Raw genomic sequence first — 18,997 nt, forward strand, 5'->3', positions numbered from 1 at the left:
ACTCAGATCTTCCGGCGGTACGCGCGCAACGCCAGCGGCATGAAGACCGCCACGAAGCCGGCGCACCAGGCGAGCGTCCACCACACGTGCGAGCCGACCGGGGTGCCGAGGAACAGCCCGCGCACCGCCGCCACCAGGTGGGTCATCGGGTTGACGTCCACGAAGGCCTGCATCCAGCCCGGCAGGGTGTCGGCGCTGACGAACACGTTGGACGCGAAGCTCATCGGCATGATCAGCGCGAACATCAGGCCCTGCACGGCGCCCGGGGTGCGCACCTTCATCCCCACGAGAACCGGCAGCCAACTCAGGCAGAGGGCGAACAGCACCGCGAGCAGGCAGCCGGCGATCGCCCGGAGCGGATCGGAGTCGATCCGGAAACCGAGCACGTAGCCGATCGCGAGAGTCGAGATCGTGACGATCACGTACCGTACGACGTCGCCCAGGACCGCGCCGACCAGCGGCGCAGAGCGGGGGACCGGCAGCGAGCGGAACCGGTCGAAGATGCCCTTCGCGATGTCGGTGTTGAGGTTGACACCGATCGCGATGGCGCCGGTGGCGATGGTCTGCGCCAGGATTCCGGGCAACAGGAACTGCAGGTAGTCGTGGGTGGATCCGGCGACCGCGCCGCCGAAGATGTAGACGAAGATGACGAGGAACAGCACCGGCTGCAGCGTGACGTCGATGAGCGCCTCGGGCGTACGCCAGGTCTTGATGAGGCTGCGCTTGGCGAGCGCCAACGAGTGCCGGGCGAGCCGGAACGGTCGTGGTGTCGCCGCGACCGCCGACAGCGGGGAACTCGCCCGGGACGGTGTGTCGATCACGGTGCTCATGCCACGACCTCCATGGGACGGGTGGTCTCGTCGTCGGATGCCGTACGCCCGGTGAGCGTGAAGAACACCTCGTCGAGGCTCGGCAGGTGCAGGGACAGTTCGGTGACCGCGATGCCGGCGGCGGCGAACCGCGCGACGCTCTCGGTCAGGGCCGCGTCGTCGGCGACCGGCACCGCGAGCACCCCTTGCGGATCTCGTCGGCCTGCGCGCCGGAGCCGACCTCGGTCAGGATCGCCGCGGTCCGGGACAGCTGTGCGGGATCGGACGGCCGGACCTCGAGGGTCTGGCCGCCGACGACCCGCTTGAGCCCTTCGGGTGTGTCGTGCGCGATGACCCGCCCGTGGTCGATCACCGTGATGGCGTCCGCGAGCGCGTCGGCCTCCTCCAGGTACTGCGTGGTGAGCAGTACGGTCGAGCCGTTGGTGACCAGCGACCGCACCACCTCCCACATGTCCTCACGCTTGGCCGGGTCGAGCCCGGTCGTCGGCTCGTCCAGGAAGATCACGTCGGGGGAGCCGACGAGGCTGGCGGCCAGATCCAGCCGCCGCCGCATGCCGCCGGAGTAGGTCTTGGCCTGCCGGTCGGCGGCGTCGGTCAGGTCGAACCAGTCGAGCAGTTCGGCGGCCCGCCGGCGCGCGCCGGCGCGCCCCAGCTCCAGCAGGGTGCCGAACAGCTCCAGGTTCTGCCGCCCGGTCAGGTCCTCGTCGACCGAGGCGTACTGGCCGGTGAGTCCGATGCTCTGCCGGACCCGCTCGGCGTCGCGGACGACGTCGAAGCCGCCGATCCGGGCGGTGCCGCCGTCCGGGGTCAGGAGCGTGGAGAGGATGCGTACGGCAGTGGTCTTGCCGGCGCCGTTGGGGCCGAGCACCCCGAGCACCGTCCCCCGGGGCACCGCGAGGTCGACGCCCTGCAGCGCCCTCGTCTTCCCGAAGGTCTTGACGAGGCCCTCCGCCTCGATCATCAGGTCAGCTGTCATGCGAGACAGCGTGCGCCGGCCGCCTGACACGGAGCTGACACGGCACCGACACGCTCACCGAGGGCGGGCGGACCGCCTCGTTGATCAGGCCTGGTTGCCCCCTCCGGTGGACCGGAGGGGGCGGCAGCGGCGGCCTCCGCGGGACCCCACCGACGTCACCAGGTCGTGGGCTTGCCCTTCTGGAACAGCCAGACGTCGAAGAACGCGCCGAGGTTCTGCCCGGATTCCCGCTCGGCGAGGGCGATGAAGTCGGCCGTCGCGGCGTTGCTGTGCCGGTGGCTGGCCGCCCACTCACGCAGGATCCGGAAGAAGGTGGCGTCGCCGACCTTGCCGCGCAACGCGTGCAGGGTCATCGCCCCCCGGTTGTACGGGATGTTGCTGAACATGTCCTCCGGGCCGGGGTCGGCGAGGACGATCTGCCAGAACGGCGACGACGCGGCCCGACCGTAGTTGCTGCTGCTGGTGAAGGTCTGGTTGACCGACGCGCCGCCGTTGTACTCGGTGTACATCCACTGGGCGTAGGTGGCGAAGCCCTCGTTGAGCCAGATGTCCGACCACCGCCGCGGGGAGACGGAGTCGCCGTACCACTGGTGTGCCAGCTCGTGCGCCATCGTGCCGACGCTCGGCGCGCTGGAGAAGATGGGCTTGGTCTGGGTCTCCAGGGCGTAGCCCACGTCGGGCGCCCGGTCGATGATCGCGCCGGTCGAGGCGAACGGGTACGGGCCGAACGTCGCGGAGAAGAAGTCGATCATCTTCGGGATCTGCGCGACCGCGGCGGCGGACCCGGCGACCTGCCGCGGGTCGATCGCGACGTACACGGGGATCCCGTTCGGCGTGGTCGACTCGGTGACCACGAAGTTGCCGATGGTGATCGTCGCCAGGTAGGTGGCCATCGGTTCGGTCGAGTCCCAGGTGAAGGTGGTCCAGCCGTCCCGGGTCCCGGTGGACAGGAGTTGGCCGTTGCCGACGGCGGTGAGCCCCTCCGGCACCTTCGCGGTGAACCGGAAGGTCGCCTTGTCGGTCGGGTGGTCGTTGGTGGGCAGCCAGGCCGGGGCGCCCTGCGGCTCACCGGCGACGAAGGCGCCGTCGTCGGTGGGCACCCAGCCTTCGATCGACCCGTCCGGGTCGGTGATCGGGCCCGGTACGCCGGCGTACTTCACCACCACGGTGAAGGCCTGCCCGGTCTTGAGCTTCGGGCGGGGCGTGACGACCAGTTCCTGGCCGTCACGGACGAAGCCGTCCTCGTGCCCGTTGACCGTCAGCGACGAGATGTCCGGACCGCGGAAGTCCAGGTTGAACCGGTCGAGATCCTGCGTGGCGATCGCGCTGATGGTGGCGGTGGCGGCCATGAACCGGGTTGCCGGGTCGTAGGAGAAGTTGATGTCGTAGTGCTGGACGTCGTATCCGCCGTTGCCCTCGTCGGGGAAGTACGGGTCGCCGACGCTCGCGGCACCGGCCGAGTAGCGCGGGGCCCCGGGCCTGCCAGGTGCTGCGCCGGCCGCGTCCGGTACCACCATCGACCCGACGGTCACCATAGCGACCGTGGCCAGCGCGGCACCGCGCAAGCGTGGGACTGTCATGTGAATCCTCCCCGTTGGACTGCCCTGGCACCCTGGCCGCCGGACGTGTAACCCCAATCCACCAGCACCGACCGGGCATCGTCAAGGTCTACTGGCGAGCTATCGCAGCGTGGCGAGGGTATCGGCGGTCAACTGGTCAGCCGGACGAACTTCTCCCAGGGGCCGATGGCGGTGCGGTTGGCGATCAGTGGCCGGGTGCCGGCCTGTTCCGCGGTCACGTACCGGTTGTTCGCGTTGGCCAGCAGGCTGGCCGTGCCGTCGGTGTTGGTGATGAGGCGGAACTTCTCCCAGGACCCGACGGCGGTGCGGTTGGCGACCAGCGGTGAGGCGCCGGCGTTCTCCGCCGTGACGTACCGGCCGTTGACTCGGGCGCGGAACGCCACGAACCCACCGCCCGCATCGATCTGGTCGAACAGCTGGGATGGACCGGTCACCGTCCCGTTGGCGATCAGGACTGAGGCGCCGTCGTTGTCCGCCGCGACGTACCGGAGGTTCACGTTGGCTAACAGGCTGACAAGGGCCGGCGGTGTGACGGCGCGGAACTTCTCCCAGGGGCCGATGGCGGTGCGGTTGGCGATCAGTGGCCGGGTGCCGGCCTGTTCCGCGGTCACGTACCGGTTGTTCGCGTTGGCCAGCAGGCTGGCCGTGCCGTCGGTGTTGGTGATGAGGCGGAACTTCTCCCAGGACCCGACGGCGGTGCGGTTGGCGACCAGCGGTGAGGCGCCGGCGTTCTCCGCCGTGACGTACCGGCCGTTGACCCGGGCGCGGAACGCCACGAACCCGGCCCCTGCATCAATCTGGTCGAACTGCTCCCAGGGACCGATCTCGGTCCGGTTGGCGATCAAGGCCGAGGAGCCGGCGTTCGCCGCAGTCACGTAATGGTTGTTGATGGTCGCCAGCAGGCTGGTCGCGGGGCCGCCGAGCAGTCGGCCCAGGGAGGCGTGGTCGCCCCTGAAGACGTCCAGATCGGCCGAGGAGAAGTCGGAGGCCGGGATGGCGGCGCCCGCGGCGTGCTGCCAGATGGTGAACGACGACCAGCCGGCCGGCAACGGCGGCGGGTTCTGAGAATAGTTGGCGATGAACAGCGGGTTCGCCGCGAAGCTTTGGCTGCCGCCCGTGCAGGGATTCCACCAGTTCGTGTTGGTGTAGATCATGGCCTGCCGACCGGTGCGCACCGCGATCTCGGTGACGAAGTCCCGGACCCAGGCCACCAGTTGGGCGGGTGTCATGTTGTAGCAGTCGTTCAGGCCCCAATCGGTTCGGGGCCACTCGATGTCCAGCATCGGCGGGAGGCTGCGTCCATCGGCGACGTAGGGGGCGAAGCCGAGCAGGACGTCCGCCTGCTGCTTGCCGCTGCTCAGGTCGGGGCGGGCTCGGTGGTACGCCCCGGTGTACAGGCCGTTGGCCCGGGCGCCGGCATGGTTGGTGGCGTAGAAGGGATCAGGATTGTTGTGCGGGACCGCTCGACCGTCCTGCTCGCTGACCCGGATATAGGCGAACTTAGCACCGCCCCGGGCTGCCGCGGCCCAGTCGAACGATGGTCCCTGGAAGTAGGACACGTCAACGCCGGTAATCGAGTATCCGCTCGGGGTCGGCAGCGCCTGGGCCGGCGAGGCGCCCCCGACCAGCCCCACGAACCCCAACGCCGCACCCAGCAGCACAGCCAGACCTCTGCGTACCATGGCTCGCCTCCAGACACCAGCCAAGGCGCAACGCCGCGTCCGTACAGAGCGTAAGCACGTTACGGGACGCGCGGGTATGGGTCACATGTCCATAGCTGGCGCTCGTCCGGCCGGGCTGGCATGTTCGGCTGCGGGCTGACGATCTGGCACCCCTCTGTGTCAACAGGCTGCGGCGAGGGTTGTCCTAGGCTGGGGTGTGGCGGGTCCGGGAAGTGACTTTTCCGAAGTGTCGATCTCGGGGTTCAGGTCGGCCGCGCTGGATTGCAGAGTCGCCCCCATGTGTCCTCCCGGGCCCGTCCTGACCAGCTTCGCGTCGGCCACCATCTGGCGGTAGACGATGTCGGACAGCCGCCGCTTCAGTGCCCGTAGGGCCTCCATCGGTGTCTTGCCCGCGGCCAGTCTGCGTCGGTAGTAGCGGCGTCCTTCGGTGTCACGGCGCAACTGGACGATGGCCATGATGTGCAAGGCCCGGTTGATGCGCCGGTTCCCGGCACGAGACAGACGATGGCGTTGCTGGTCGCCGGACGAGGCGTCGATCGGTGCGGTGCCGTTCCATGAGGCGAAGTGGGCGCGGCTGGTGAACCGGGCGATGTCTGCGATGTCGCCGAGCAGGCGGGCCGCGCCGGACGGTCCGATGCCGGTCAGGTTCATCAGCCGGCTTCCGGTGCTGTTGACCAGGTCGGTGAGCTCCTGTTTCGCGATCTTGATCTTCTTGTCGATGACGACGAGCTCGCCGATCAGCTCGCAGGCCAGCCGGCGGCGGGTCTTGCCGACCACATCGCGCGGGCGGACGGTGCCGAGCAGGGCGCGGGCCTGCTGGGCGGACAGGTCCTTCTTCGCGCCGCCGGGCACCAGTTCGAGCAGCAGGTGATGCAGCCGGGAGACCACTTCGGTGCGGGCCCGGCCGAGCTGGTCACGGCGGTCGACCAGCAGCCGTAACGCGACCGTGGTGTCGTCGGTGACGACCTGCCGCAGGCCTTCGGTGCGCAGGGCGACCACGGCGACGCTGCGGGCGTCGACCGGGTCGGTCTTGCGGCCCTGGCCGGTGGCGAACACGCGGGCCCGGGCGGACAGCTTCGCGGGAACGTCCACGACGGTCTCACCGTCGGCGACCAGGCGTTGAGCGACGTGCCGGCCGATGCCGTTGCAGCCCTCGACCGCCCAAACGCGGTCTTTGTGCTTGCGGCCGGCGGCGAGCATGCCCTGGTAGCCGTCGCGGTCGGTGCCGAACCGGCCCTGCCCGAGTGCCTTCTCCCGCGAATTGATGATTTCGATGGTGGCGGAACGCTTGTGCGGGTCCACGCCGATGATGACCTGAGCCATCGTGTCCTCCCTCGATCCGACAGTGTTCGTCGACGGGAGGGCAGCGCTACCTCGAGCCGGGCAGTCCCCTCTTGAGCCTCTCACCGCCGCGGTGACCGGCGGGGCGCACGCCAGATGAGAGCCACACCAACCTACGGTGGGCAGCCGCGATGAGAGCGACCCCACCGGTCACCTCGACCAAGCCTGGCCGGGCTGCGGTCGTACCACCAGCTAATAGGTAGCCGCGAAGTGCGCGCCACGCTTCCAGCCTTCTGGTGGATATCGGCGCCGAGCGCTGCCGTTGCCGAGGTGGGTCATCTACTGGACGGCTCCCATGTCTCCGCTCCTCACGTCCATGCGGTACGCGAGCACGTCGGCAGCGCGAGGCAGCAGGATCGGAGGGTCGGCTTGTCGCATAGCAAGAATCGCGGCTAAAGCCCCACGGGTCAGCGCCGAATCGATCGTCCGCTGCGTGGTGGTGGGAAGGGACTTCCAAGTCGCCCTGGCAGCGCAGAGGGAGCAGGGCACGTCGACGTGTTCTGGCAGACCGACCGCGCATCGCCGGCCACAGCCCGGGCACAGATAGTCGATCACGACGCGATTCTCAGCTCTGGCGTACCTTCCCGCCAGCCGGATTTCGGGCACGCGCTGAGTCCCCAAGTGGCCACCTGCTCATGGCCTGAGAGCGCCGGAAGCCCACCGACCGCCATCCCGTGGCAGGTGGTGCGAAGGGCCGCCGCAATGTGGTCACCGGTCCAGCCGCACCGCGAGCGGCCGGACCGGTGAAGCTACCTGCGTTTCCCATCGTCCTGATCGTGGTCACCAAGGGGAGCTTCTCATTCTTCTCCTGGCTCCGGTGCGCCCCAGCCGTCGGGAACGGACAGGCCGGCCAGCCGTCGGGCCAGGACGGCGGCGCCGACCTGTGCGGCCTGGGCGCCGAAGGCCGAGCGCAGCACCGGGGGCGGGGTCCGCCAGGCGAGGGCCGCGCGCAGGGCGTCGCGTACCGGATCGAAGAACAGCGCACCCGCGTCCGCCAGCCCACCGCCGAGAACGATGCGGGCCGGGTCGAGGGTCAGGGTGAGGGTGGCCAGGGCGGTCCCCAGCGCCAGGGTCGCGTCGTTCCAGACGGCGGCGGCGACCGGATCGGTGGCCACCGCGTCGGCGATGGCCCGGCTGTCCGAGTCCGGGGTGCCGCCGAGTCGGGCGTAGCGGCGGGCCAGCCCGCCGGCGGAGGCGTACACCTCCAGGCAGCCCCGCTGCCCGCAGCTGCACGGCTCTCCGCCGGGGTGGACCGGCATGTGGCCGACCTCGCCGGCCGAGCCGGTCGCGCCGGGCACCGGCTCGCCGTGCACCACCACCGCCGCGGCGATGCCGGTGCCCAGCGGCAGCAGCAGGAAGTTGTCGAGGCCACGGGCCGCCCCGGCCACCGCCTCGGCGACGCCGGCCGCCCGCGCGTCGTGCCCGACCGCCGCCGGGAGCCCGAGGTCGTCCCCGACGAGGGCGCGGAGCGGCACGTCGCGGAACCGGAGGTTGGCGGCGTACCGCACCACCCCGTTCGTCTCGTCGACGAGGCCCGGCGTGACCACGCCGATCGCGGCGGGTGTGGCGCCGAGATCGAGCGCGTCGTCGCGCAGCCGGAGGCACAGGGAGCGGACCGCCTTGACCGGGTCGTCGTCCGCGCGTGACGGCACGGTCAGCGTGTGCCGGCGCCGGCCGTCCTCGCCGACCACGGCCCCCTTGATGGTGGTTCCGCCGACGTCGACGGCGAGGACGGACTGGCCTTCGGGTCGGGTCACGCGATCACCCGGTCACCACGGCGAGGTCCGCGGTGAAGTCGCGGTCCAGGGGAAACACCGGTCGCACCACATTCCGGTACGGCAGCCGCGCGAGGTCCTGGTCGACCCCGCCCGGGGTCAGGGCGAGCAGCCAGTCGCCGGCCGCGTCGAACAGTTCGGGTTCGAGATAGCCGATCTTCACCACGACGAGATCCATCTCGTCGACCTTGATGCCCAGCCGGGCGTAGGACTCGAGCAGGCGGTACTGCATCCGGCGGGACGTGACGAGGACGCTGAGCCCGCCGACCCGTACGCTGACGCACCGCCCGCCGTCGGGATCGTCGGCGACCGCCTCCAGGATCCCGTCCAGCGCAAGCGGCCCCGGGTCCCGGGAGTCGATCCGCCCGCCCACGGTCACCCGGACCGGTGAGCCGAGCGGCCGGTCGGCGACCTGCGCCACGGCCTGCGGGTCGACCAGCGAGGCGAACACGGCACGGCGGGAGCCGTCGCGGATCTCGGGGCGGGCCAGCATCCGTGCCGCGGCGAAGGTGACGTCGTCGGCGCCGCCGGCGCCCGGGTTGTCGCCGGAGTCGCTGATGAAGAACGGTCGGCGGGCCGGATCGGCGACCGCGGCCAGGGCGGTGTCGAGGCACTCGTCCATCGAGCCGGTGGGTGCGACGAAGGCGAACTCGTCGCGGGCCGCCCAGAAGTGCCCGCCGAGCTCGCGGGCCGCGTCGGCGGTGGCCGTGGCGTCGGTGCCGGTGACGACGACCGCGCCCCGGCAGCGGGGCTGGTCGGCCCAGGCGAACCCGATCCAGATCGCCGCGTCGATGACGCCGTCGCGGGCCTCCACCTCGGGGATCCGCGCGTAGAGTCCGCGGGCCGGCTCCTCGCGGGTGCTGGTCATCTCGCCCGGCAGCAGGATCGGCACGTGCACCAGAGCTTTGTGCGGGCGCTGCTGCCGGCGCAGCGCCTCGACCAGGTTCCGGGCGGCGCGTTCACGGGTCTCCCACACGTCGACGTGCGGGGCGGTGCGGTAGCAGGTGAGCAGGTCGCAGGCGTCGAAGAGGACCCGCGAGACGTTGCCGTGCAGGTCCATCGCGGCGGAGACGAACGGCTCCGGCCCGAGTACCGACCGGATGGCGGTGACGAGGTCACCCTCCGCGTCGTCGCGTCCGACGACGGTCATCGCGCCGTGGATGTCCAGCAGCATGCCGTCCAGGGGGCCGGCCGCGCCCAGCTTCTCCACCAGCTCGGTGGCCCAGGCCTCGTACGTCGCGGCGTCCACCGCTCCGCCGGGCAGGGCCCGGGCGTGCACGAGCGGGATCCACTCGACGTCGGCGGCCCAGGGCTGGGCGGGGGAAAGCCAGTCGTAACGCGCCAGCAGGGCATCGCCCCGGGTGACCTCGAAGTCGTCGGCGGTGCTCAGGTGCGGCGAGAACGTGCTGGACTCGATGTGGATGCCGCCGATGGCGACGCGGAGGGGACGGGGCACGGGTGTTGCTCCTCAGGAGGGTCGTACGTCGGTCGTCGTGCGCAGCAGGTGCCCGAGGCCGACCAGGGCCGCATCCGGGCCCGCGACGCTGGCTTCGATGGTCAGGGACTGGGTCACGGGCGGTAGGCAGCGCTCGTAGAGCATCCCGCGGGTCGCGGCCACGTAGACGTCGAGACTGGACAGTGCGCCGCCGATGACGACGGCGTCGGGGTTGAGGAAGTTGACCAGGCCGGAGAGGGCGACGCCGAGCAGCCGGCCGGCGTGGCGCACCATCGTCACCACGGTCGGGTCGGCGTCGCTGACCGCCGAAACGATCTCCCGGATGCTGGTCGCCGGGGAGCCCTGCTCGGCCAGCTGGCGGGCCAGGGCGGCCCCGCTGGCAACGGTCTCCAGGCAGCCCCGGCTGCCACAGGAGCACTCCCGCTCGCCGCTGTCCGCCACGCGGACGTGGGTGACGTCGCCGCTGAGGCCGCGCCCGCCCCGGTAGATCTGACCGGCGCTGACCAGGCAGCCGCCGATGCCGGTGCCGGCCTTGACGTAGATCATGTCGCCGAACTCGTCCCGGCGGGTGACGTACTCGCCGATCGCCGCCGCCTTGGCGTCGTTGTCGACGACCACCGGCACCGGGAAGCGCTCGGCGAGGCGGGCCCTCGCGTCGACGCCGCTCCAGCCGGGCATCCGGGCTGGGCCGATCAGCCGCCCACCGGGGAACTCGACCGGACCCGGCAGGGCCATGCCGACCCCGAGCAACTCCTGGCCGGCGGCGGTCGCCGCCTGCAGCCGGTCGAACGTCGCGGCGACCACCTCGAACACCTCTGCCGGTCCGGCCGCGATGTCGATGGCCACTTCTTCGGTGGTGCGCAGCCCGCCGTCGGGCGCGCACAGCCCCACCCGGGCGTGCCGGCCGCCCAGCTCCGCGACGGCGAGGATCCCCTTGGTCTCCCGCAGGCGCAGGATCCGGGGGCGCCGTCCCCCGGTGGACCGGCCCACCCCCTCCTCGAGGATGACGCCCTCCTCCAGCAGCCGGCGCACCACGCTCGTGACGGTGGAGGGGGCGACCTGCAACGCCTCGATGAGGTCGGCGCGCGAGGTGACCGTGCCGCTGGCCAGCAGGCTCAGGGTCTGGTCTCGCAGCGTGGCGGAGATCGATGGTTCCAAGGGTGCCTCTCCTTGTTCGGGCGGTCCTCCGGCGCCGCCTCAGTGTCGCAGTGCCCGGCGGGGTACGCGCCGGAGCCCACGCGAAGAGTATCGGTCGATGCTTCGCCGACTTAGATCGTACCCTGGCCGAAGTGGCCGAATAAAGAGGGTAAGTTTCGTTGACTCGCGACTTCGGCCCGGATACATTCTCCGCGTCGAACGTCGAGGAGCAGCACCGTCGGCCGAACGCGTGGCACCGCCGGTAGCGCCCGGAGACGCGGGGCAGTGCACATCAATCGAGGAGATTCATGAGGAGCAGATTTCCCCGGCGAGCCCTCCGCGGCGCGGTGGCGGTGGCCAGCGCGGTCGCCCTCGGGGCGGGCCTGGTCGCCTGCGGCGGCGGCAACGACTCGTCGAAGGACGGCGGGAGTCAGGGCAAGGACACCGCGACCGTCGCCTTCCGCACGCCCAACTGGATCCTGCCGATCTCGGCGCCCGGCTTCACCCAGGGCGAGAACGCCATCTTCGGCCAGGCGCTGTACCGGTCCCTCTACCAGTACAAGCTGGACGGCTCGGCGCAGTACAACATCGACCCGCAGCGCTCGATGGCCGAGCCGCCGGTGGTGAGCGACGGCGGCAAGACCCTGACCATCACGTTGAAGGACAACACCTGGTCCGACGGCAAGCCCGTCACGACCAGGGACATCCAGTTCTGGTACGACCTGGTCAGCGCGAACAAGGACAAGTGGGCGTCCTACCGGGCCGGCGGCCTCCCGGACAACATCGCCCAGTGGTCGGTCAAGGACGACAAGACCTTCTCGATCACCACCACGAAGGTCTTCAACACCGCGTGGTTCGTCGACAACCAGCTCAACAAGATCACCCCGATGCCGCAGCACGCCTGGGACAAGGACTCCGCCACCGCGGCGGTGAGCAACCTGGCCAGCACGCCGGCGGGCGCGAAGAAGGTCTTCGACTTCCTCACCACGGCCGCCAAGGACCCCAAGACGTACGACTCGAACGAGCTGTGGAAGGTCACCAGCGGCCCCTGGAAGCTGGCGAAGTACGTGCCGAACGGCGAGGTCACCCTCGCCGCGCAGCCGAGCTACTCGGGTGTGGACAAGCCGAAGCTCGCCAAGATCGTGCTGCGGCCGTTCACCGGCGACGACGCCGAGTTCAACGTGCTGCGTGCCGGTGACATCGACTACGGGTACGTGCCGGCGGCCAACCTCTCCCAGGAGGGCTACCTCAAGTCCAAGGGCTACACGGTCTCGCCGTGGTACGGCTGGTCCGTCACCTACCTCCAGCTGAACTTCAACAACCCGAAGACCGGGGTGCTGTTCAAGCAGCCGTACCTGCGGCAGTCGCTGCAGATGCTCATCGACCAGCCGACGATCAGCAAGGTGATCTGGTCCGGCACGGCCGCGCCGACCTGCGGCCCGGTGCCGGCCAAACCGGGCACCAACGGCGCCGACGCCGCCGGCTGCGCGTACTCGTTCGACCCGGCCAAGGCGAAGGAACTGCTGGAGAGCCACGGCTGGAAGGTGACCCCGGACGGGCAGACCACCTGCCAGACGCCGGGCAGCGGGCCGAACCAGTGCGGTGACGGCATCGCCGCCGGCACGCCGCTGAACCTCACCGTGACCAGCCAGACCGGTTTCGCCGCCACGACGAAGATGTTCGCCGAGATCAAGTCGCAGATGGCCAAGCTCGGCATCCAGCTGACCATCAAGGAGGTGCCCGACTCGGTCGCGGTCACCCCGGCTTGCAAGCCGACGGAAGCCACCTGCTCGTGGGACATGTCCTTCTTCGGTTCGCAGGGCAGCTGGTACTACCCGGCGTTCGCCAGCGGCGAGCGGCTCTTCGCCACCGGCGCCCCGGTGAACCTGGGCAGCTACAGCAACCCCGAGGCCGACAAGCTCATCGAGGCCACCCAGTTCTCCGGCGACGAGAGCGCCCTCAAGGCCTACAACGACTTCCTCGCCAAGGACCTGCCGGTGCTCTGGATGCCCAACCCGGTGTTCCAGATCTCGGCGTACCGCTCCGGTCTGCAGGGGGTCGAGCCGCAGGACCCGATGAACTTCATGTACTTCCAGGACTGGTCCTGGAAGTAACCGATCACTGATCGTCCCGGCCCCGGCGGCGCCCACCGCGCCGCCGGGGCCCCGACCAGGGAGGAGGCACGGCCCAGGTGGTCCGGTACCTCATCACGCGCTTGGGTCAGGCCCTCGTCGTCGTCGTGCTCGTCACGGTGATCGCGTTCCTCATCCTGCACCTGCTGCCCGGGGGCGCGGCGCGCGCCACCCTCGGCAAGGAGGCGACGCTGGAGCAGTTGGCGGCGTTCAACCACGACATGGGCTACGACCGGCCCTGGATCCAGCAGTACGGCATGTACGTGCAACGCCTGCTGCAGGGCGACCTGGGCTACTCGTACCAGCTCAACCAGTCGGTCGTCGAGGCGATCAGCCAGCGGCTGCCCAAGACGATGGTGCTGTCGCTGCTGTCGACCGTGCTCGCCATCGTGCTGGCGATCCCGCTCGGGGTGATCCAGGCGGTACGCCGCAACCGCTGGCCCGACTACGCCATCACCTCGCTGTCGCTGCTGGCGTACGCCACGCCCATCTTCTTCATGGGCCTCATGCTGATCATCCTGTTCTCGCAGGTCTGGCCGATCCTGCCGCCCGAGGCGCCGCAGGGCTTCACGGTGGCGGAGGTGCTCGCCGACCCGGCCGGGCTGGTCCTGCCCACGATCACCCTGGCCATCGTCACCATCGCGGTCTACTCGCGGTACGTCCGCTCCGCCATGGTCGACAACCTCAACGAGAACTACGTGCGCACCGCCCGCAGCAAGGGCCTCTCCGAGCGGCGGGTGGTGCTGCGGCACACGCTGCGCAACGGGTTGTTCCCGGTCATCGCGCTGCTCGGGATGTACCTGCCCGCGCTGTTCAGCGGGGCGTTGGTCGTCGAGTCGCTGTTCAACTTCCCCGGCATGGGGCAGCTGTTCTGGCAGGCGGCGCTCAAGCGTGACTTCCCGATCCTGCTCGGGGTCACCGTCATCATCTCGATCGCGACGGTGGTCGGCGCGCTCGTCGCCGACCTGCTCTACGCCGCCGTCGATCCCCGGGTCCGACTCCAGCGGAGCGCGTCATGACCACACTCTCCGAGGGCGTCCGTCCAGGTGCCGTCCCCGACCAGCCGGCCGACGCCGAGGCGCCGGTGCGCGGCCTCTGGCGGCAGGGACTTGTCGTCTTCTGCGAGAACCGGCTCGCCCTGGTGGGCCTGGGCCTGTTCGTCCTGCTGGCCGGGATCTGCTTCCTCGGTCCGCTCTTCTACCACACCGACCAGGTGCACACGGACCTCACCGCGGTCCACCTGGCCCCCGGTCAGCAGGGGCATCCGCTCGGCACCGACGGGGTCGGCTACGACCAGTTGGGGCGGCTCATGCTCGGCGGGCAGACCTCGATCATCGTCGGGCTCGCCGCCGGGATCCTGGCCACCGCCCTGGGCACGATCTGGGGCGCCGTCGCCGGGTTCGCCGGCGGCTGGGTGGACTCCGCGATGATGCGGGTGGTCGACGCGATGATGTCGATCCCGTCGCTGTTCCTCTTCATGCTGCTCGCCGCCATCGTCACACCGAGCGTGTCGATGCTCATCGTCATCATCGGCGCGTTCGCCTGGCTGGGACCGGCCCGGCTGGTCCGGGGTGACGCCCTGACCCTGCGCTCCCGCGAGTACGTCCAGGCCATGCGGGGGATGGGTGGCACCGGCGGCCGGGCGGTGCGTCGGCACATCGTGCCGAACGCCATCGGGACGGTGATCGTCAACGCGACCTTCCAGGTCGCCGACGCGATCCTCTACGTCGCGTACCTGTCCTTCCTCGGACTGGGCGTCCCCCCGCCGGCGGCGAACTGGGGCGGGATGCTCTCCGACGGCCTGGCGGACACCTACAGCGGCCACTGGTGGCTGCTGTACCCGCCCGGCATCGCCATCATCCTCATCGTCCTCGCCTTCAACTTCATCGGCGACGGGTTGAGGGACGCCTTCGAGGTCCGCCTCCGGCGACGCTGAGCAGGAGCAGAAAATGAGCGAATCGACCGTCCGACACGCGCCGGCAGGGGGCCAGCCCCTGCTGGAGCTGCGCGATCTCGACACCGACATCGCGCTGCGCCGCGGCACGGTGCACGCCCTGGACGGGGTCAGCCTCCAGGTCATGCCGGGGGAGACCCTCGGCGTGGTGGGGGAGTCCGGCAGCGGCAAGACGATGACGGCGCTCTCCGTCATGGGCCTGCTGCCGCCCGGCGGCCGGGTGTCCGGGGGGCAGATCCTCTTCGAGGGCCGGGACCTGCGAGCGCTGCCGACGGACGAGGTACGCCGGATCCGTGGCGTCCGTATGGGCATGGTCTTCCAGGACCCGCTCACCTCGCTCAACCCGACCATGCGGATCGGCGTCCAGGTCGGCGAACCGCTGCGGGTGCACGAGCGGGTCGGCCGGGCGGAGGCCCGGGAGCGGACCATCGAGATCCTGCGCCGGGTGGGGATGCCGCGCCCGGAGCGGATCGTCGACAACTACCCGCACGAGCTGTCCGGCGGGATGCGGCAGCGGGTCGCCATCGCGATGGCGCTGATCTGCTCGCCCCGCCTGCTCATCGCCGACGAGCCGACCACGGCGCTGGACGTCACCACCCAACGGCAGATCCTCGAACTCATCGACGACCTGCGGGAAGAGTTCGGGATGGCCGTCATCCTGGTCACCCACGACCTCGGGGTGATCGCCGGCCGCGCCGACCGGGTCGCCGTCATGTACGCCGGACGGGTGGTCGAGACCGCCGCGACCGGAGAGCTGTTCCGCTCGCCGCGGCACCGCTACACCGAGGCGCTGATGGAGGCGCTGCCCGAGTCGGCGATCCGGGACTCCGGTGAACACGCCCGGCTCTACAGCATCCCGGGCCTGCCGCCGGACCTGTCCCGGCCCCTGACCGGCTGCCGCTTCGCGCCACGCTGCCGGCACGCCACCGACGACTGCCGGAGCACCGACCCCACCCTGTCGACCGGCGGGCACCAGCACGCCTGCCTGCACCCGGTGCCCGCCGCACCGGTCACCCTGCCGAACCCGGTGCGGGGCGAGCCGGAGCCGACCGGTGCGACCGCCGCTCCGGCACGGGTCGCGGCGGCGTCGGAGCCGGCCGCCTCGACGGATGGCGCGGGGGAGCCGGCCACGACGCCCGTCCTGTCGGTGCGGGACCTGGTCAAGAACTACGCAGCGCACGGCCGTGGGCTGCTGCGCCGGACCGCCGGGCAGGTGAGCGCCGTGGCGGGTGTGTCGTTCGACGTCGGCCCGGGCGAGACGTTCGGGCTGGTCGGCGAGTCCGGCTGCGGCAAGTCCACCGTGGGCCGGCTGGCCGTCGGGCTGGAGCAGCCGAGCGCCGGGCAGATCATGCTGGACGGCACGGACATCGCCGGTCTGGCCGGACGGGAGCGCCGCCGGATGCACCGGCACGTCCAACTGATGTTCCAGGACAGCTACGCCGCGATGAACCCGCGGATGCGCGTCGACGCCATCCTCGCCGAACCCCTGGAGATCCAGAAGGTGGGCGGCCCGGCGGCGCGGCGGGCGCGGATCGCGACGCTGCTCGACCAGGTGGGGCTGTCGCGGCGGGTCCTGGAACGCTACCCCCACGAGTTCTCCGGCGGTCAGCTGCAGCGCATCGGGCTGGCTCGTTCGCTGGCCCTGCAACCGCGGCTGATCGTCGGCGACGAGCCGGTGAGCGCGCTGGACGTGTCCATCCAGGCGCAGGTGCTCAACCTCATGCGGGACCTGCAGCGGGAACTCGGCCTGGCGTACGTCTTCATCAGCCACGACCTGTCCGTCGTCGACTACATGGCCGACCGGATCGGCGTCATGTACCTCGGCAAGCTCGTCGAGGTCGGGCCCGCGCGGGACGTGGTCCGGGCCGCCCGGCACCCGTACACGCAGGCGCTCATCGACGCCGTCCCCTCCGTCACGCCGAACCCCGCTGCCGCGCGCGACGGGATGACCATCCGGGGCGAGCTGCCCAGCGCGCTGAACCCGCCCACCGGGTGCCGGTTCCGGACCCGCTGCCCGCTGGCGCAGGAGGTCTGCGAGACCGAGCCGCCGCTGGCCGGCGACGCGCACCAGGTGGCCTGCCACTTCCCGCTGCGTCCGGAGTCGACGGCGGCGTCCGCCCGGGCCGGAGCGGCCGCGTGACCACCGTCGAGATCTGCGTGAGCGACGTGCCGACCGCGCTGGTGGCCGAGGCCGCCGGAGCCGACCGGCTGGAGCTCTGCGCCGACCTCGGCCAGGGCGGCACCACCCCGAGCCCGGGGACGGTCGAGGTCGCGCTGCGGACGTTGCGCCGGGTGGGCGTACGGGTCATGGTCCGTCCCCGTGGCGGCGACTTCCGGGTGAGCGGGATCGAGGAGCAGGTCATGCTCGCCGACATCGAGGCCATCCGCGGTCTGCCCAATCCGCACGGTCTCGCGGTCGGGGTGGTGGTCGGTGCCCTCACCGCCGACGGCGGCCTCGATCTGCCCGTGCTGCGGCGCCTCATCGAGGCGGCGGGACCGCTGCCGGTGACGGTGCACAAGGCCTTCGACGAGGTCGGCGACCAGCTGCGGGCGATCGAGGAACTCGTCGACCTCGGGGCCGACGCGGTGCTCACCTCCGGCGGGGCGCCGACCGCGCTGGCCGGTGCCACGCGGATCGCCGCCCTGCGGCAGCGGGCCGGCGACCGGCTGCGGATCATCGCCGGCGGCGGCATCCGGTCGCACAACGTCCGGCAGGTGCTCGCGGCCACCGGAGCGCGGGAGGTGCACCTGCGGGCGCCGGTGCGGCGCGACGGACGCGAGGCCACGGACGGCACCGAGGTACGCCGGGTCGTCGAGGCCACGCGTGCGCAGACGGATCCGGCCCAGAGGAACAGCTCTCTTCGTCGGGAGTAGCGGATCGTCCCGTGTCGCGTCGTCGCCAGGGCCTGGCCGACCGCATGCACGCCGAGGTCACGTCGGGCTGAGCTGGGATTCGGTGCCGGTCGGGCAGATCCAGTGTCACCGTGCCCGCCACCGGCGCAACGTAGAGGCCAGCGCTGCCCGGGAACAGGGCGGCCGCGGGGCGGAATATCGGGGCGAAGCCATCCCGGCGTCAGGGCGGCGGCCGCCCCGCTTCGGCCGCCGCAGGGTCGCGGCTCACCGTCGTACGCGACGCACTAGACGTGCGTGATGACGTTCTTGCCGTACGCGGTGAGGGTCTTCTCCTTGTCGTCATGCATGAGGTAGAGGGCGAAGTTGTGGACCCCGATTTCCTTGAGCTCCTGCAACCGGTCGACATGGGCCGACTCGGGGCCGAGCAGGCAGAATCGGTCGACGATGGCGTCGGGGACGAAGTCGGTGGACGGGTTGCCGGCGCGGCCGTGGTGTGCGTAGTCGTAGCCCTCGCGGCCGGTGATGTAGTCGGTCAGCGCCTTCGGCACCACGCCGGAGTCGCCGTAGCGGGCGACCAGGTCGGCCACGTGGTTGCCGACCATGCCGCCGAACCAGCGCAGCTGATCCCGTTGGCGTACGAGGTTCGTACCCACATAGGCGGGGGCGGCCACGCACATGGTGATCGCGTCCGGATCCCGGCCGGCGGCGCTGGCCGCGTCGCGTACCGTGCCGATCGTCCAGCGGGCGATGTCCGGGTCGGCGGTCTGCAGGATGAAGCCGTCGGCCTGCTCGCCGACCAGCCGCAGCGCCTTCGGGCCGTAGGCGGCCATCCAGATCTCGAGCTTGCCGTCACGCACCCACGGGATGCGCACCGGTGTGCCGTGGTGTTCGACCTCGCGTCCCTCGGCCAGTTCCTTGATCACGCGCATGGCGCTTCTGAGGGTGGCCAGACTCGCCGGCGGTTGGCCGATGACCCGGCGGGCCGAGTCGCCGCGGCCGATCCCACAGACGGTCCGGTTGCCGAACATGTCGTTGAGGGTGGCGAAGAGGGACGCGGTGACCGACCAGTCGCGGGTGCTCGGGTTGGTCACCATCGGTCCGACGATCAGGTGCTTGGTCGCGGCGAGGACCTGTGAGTAGATGACGAACGGCTCCTGCCACAGGACGCAGGAGTCGAACGTCCACCCGTAGCGGAACCCGCTGTCCTCGGCGGCGGCGAGGCCCGCCACGACGTCGCGAGCGGGCGGGTCGGTCTGCAGTACGACACCGAAGTCCACGGTC

At 70.9% G+C, this 18,997-nt stretch carries 13 protein-coding genes and 1 pseudogene; 5 read left to right on the forward strand and 9 right to left on the reverse strand.

Translation table 11 applies throughout. The features are described 5' to 3' along the window. Positions 1–2: 2 nt before the first annotated feature. The 8 genes and pseudogenes from NFX44_RS14050 to NFX44_RS14085 form a co-directional block, all read right to left on the reverse strand. Positions 3–830 (reverse strand): ABC transporter permease, encoded by an 828-nt coding sequence (locus NFX44_RS14050; RefSeq protein WP_262283979.1) that lies wholly within the window; start codon positions 828–830, stop codon positions 3–5. Further along, positions 827–1,806 (reverse strand): annotated as a pseudogene (locus NFX44_RS14055) (ATP-binding cassette domain-containing protein). Before NFX44_RS14055 ends, NFX44_RS14050 begins: the two are co-directional and overlap by 4 nt. Before the next feature lie 155 nt (positions 1,807–1,961). Continuing rightward, on the reverse strand, positions 1,962–3,386 hold the full coding sequence (locus tag NFX44_RS14060; RefSeq protein ID WP_262283980.1) for a M1 family metallopeptidase: 1,425 nt from the start codon (positions 3,384–3,386) through the stop codon (positions 1,962–1,964). Between the two features lie 128 nt (positions 3,387–3,514). Beyond that, entirely contained in the window at positions 3,515–5,068 is a 1,554-nt protein-coding gene (locus NFX44_RS14065) for a GH25 family lysozyme (RefSeq protein WP_262283981.1), read from the reverse strand. Between the two features lie 159 nt (positions 5,069–5,227). After that, the gene (locus NFX44_RS14070; protein ID WP_262283982.1) at positions 5,228–6,391 is read right to left on the reverse strand and encodes an IS110 family transposase; all 1,164 of its coding nucleotides are present in this window, start codon (positions 6,389–6,391) and stop codon (positions 5,228–5,230) included. A gap of 815 nt (positions 6,392–7,206) precedes the next feature. Then, positions 7,207–8,166 carry an ROK family protein gene (locus NFX44_RS14075; protein ID WP_262283983.1) on the reverse strand — a complete coding sequence of 320 codons (960 nt, stop codon included), beginning with the start codon at positions 8,164–8,166 and terminating at the stop codon, positions 7,207–7,209. 4 nt (positions 8,167–8,170) lie between these two features. Continuing rightward, the gene (locus NFX44_RS14080; protein WP_262283984.1) at positions 8,171–9,640 is read right to left on the reverse strand and encodes a M81 family metallopeptidase; all 1,470 of its coding nucleotides are present in this window, start codon (positions 9,638–9,640) and stop codon (positions 8,171–8,173) included. A gap of 12 nt (positions 9,641–9,652) precedes the next feature. Beyond that, positions 9,653–10,798 carry an ROK family transcriptional regulator gene (locus NFX44_RS14085; RefSeq protein ID WP_262283985.1) on the reverse strand — a complete coding sequence of 382 codons (1,146 nt, stop codon included), beginning with the start codon at positions 10,796–10,798 and terminating at the stop codon, positions 9,653–9,655. 287 nt (positions 10,799–11,085) lie between these two features. Here NFX44_RS14085 and NFX44_RS14090 point away from each other — a divergent pair, with 287 nt between their 5' ends. The 5 genes from NFX44_RS14090 (at position 11,086) to NFX44_RS14110 (ending at position 17,737) form a co-directional block, all read left to right on the forward strand. Beyond that, positions 11,086–12,891: a peptide ABC transporter substrate-binding protein gene (locus NFX44_RS14090; protein WP_262283986.1), complete on the forward strand. Its 1,806-nt coding sequence runs from the start codon at positions 11,086–11,088 to the stop codon at positions 12,889–12,891. A gap of 77 nt (positions 12,892–12,968) precedes the next feature. Beyond that, complete coding sequence (locus NFX44_RS14095) at positions 12,969–13,928, forward strand: ABC transporter permease (protein ID WP_151460687.1); 960 nt, start codon at positions 12,969–12,971, stop codon at positions 13,926–13,928. After that, the gene (locus tag NFX44_RS14100) at positions 13,925–14,845 is read left to right on the forward strand and encodes an ABC transporter permease (RefSeq protein WP_262283987.1); all 921 of its coding nucleotides are present in this window, start codon (positions 13,925–13,927) and stop codon (positions 14,843–14,845) included. The genes NFX44_RS14095 and NFX44_RS14100 overlap by 4 nt, the downstream gene beginning before the upstream one ends. 13 nt (positions 14,846–14,858) lie before the next feature. Continuing rightward, complete coding sequence (locus NFX44_RS14105) at positions 14,859–17,003, forward strand: ABC transporter ATP-binding protein (RefSeq protein WP_262283988.1); 2,145 nt, start codon at positions 14,859–14,861, stop codon at positions 17,001–17,003. Next, positions 17,000–17,737 carry a copper homeostasis protein CutC gene (locus tag NFX44_RS14110; RefSeq protein WP_262283989.1) on the forward strand — a complete coding sequence of 246 codons (738 nt, stop codon included), beginning with the start codon at positions 17,000–17,002 and terminating at the stop codon, positions 17,735–17,737. The genes NFX44_RS14105 and NFX44_RS14110 overlap by 4 nt, the downstream gene beginning before the upstream one ends. Before the next feature lie 263 nt (positions 17,738–18,000). Here NFX44_RS14110 and NFX44_RS14115 read toward each other — a convergent pair whose 3' ends face one another. Continuing rightward, entirely contained in the window at positions 18,001–18,993 is a 993-nt protein-coding gene (locus tag NFX44_RS14115; protein WP_262283990.1) for a TIGR03842 family LLM class F420-dependent oxidoreductase, read from the reverse strand. Positions 18,994–18,997 lie beyond the last annotated feature (4 nt).

The organism is Micromonospora sp. MA102 (genome assembly GCF_025460765.1).
Classification (GTDB): Bacteria; Actinomycetota; Actinomycetes; order Mycobacteriales; family Micromonosporaceae; genus Micromonospora; species Micromonospora halotolerans.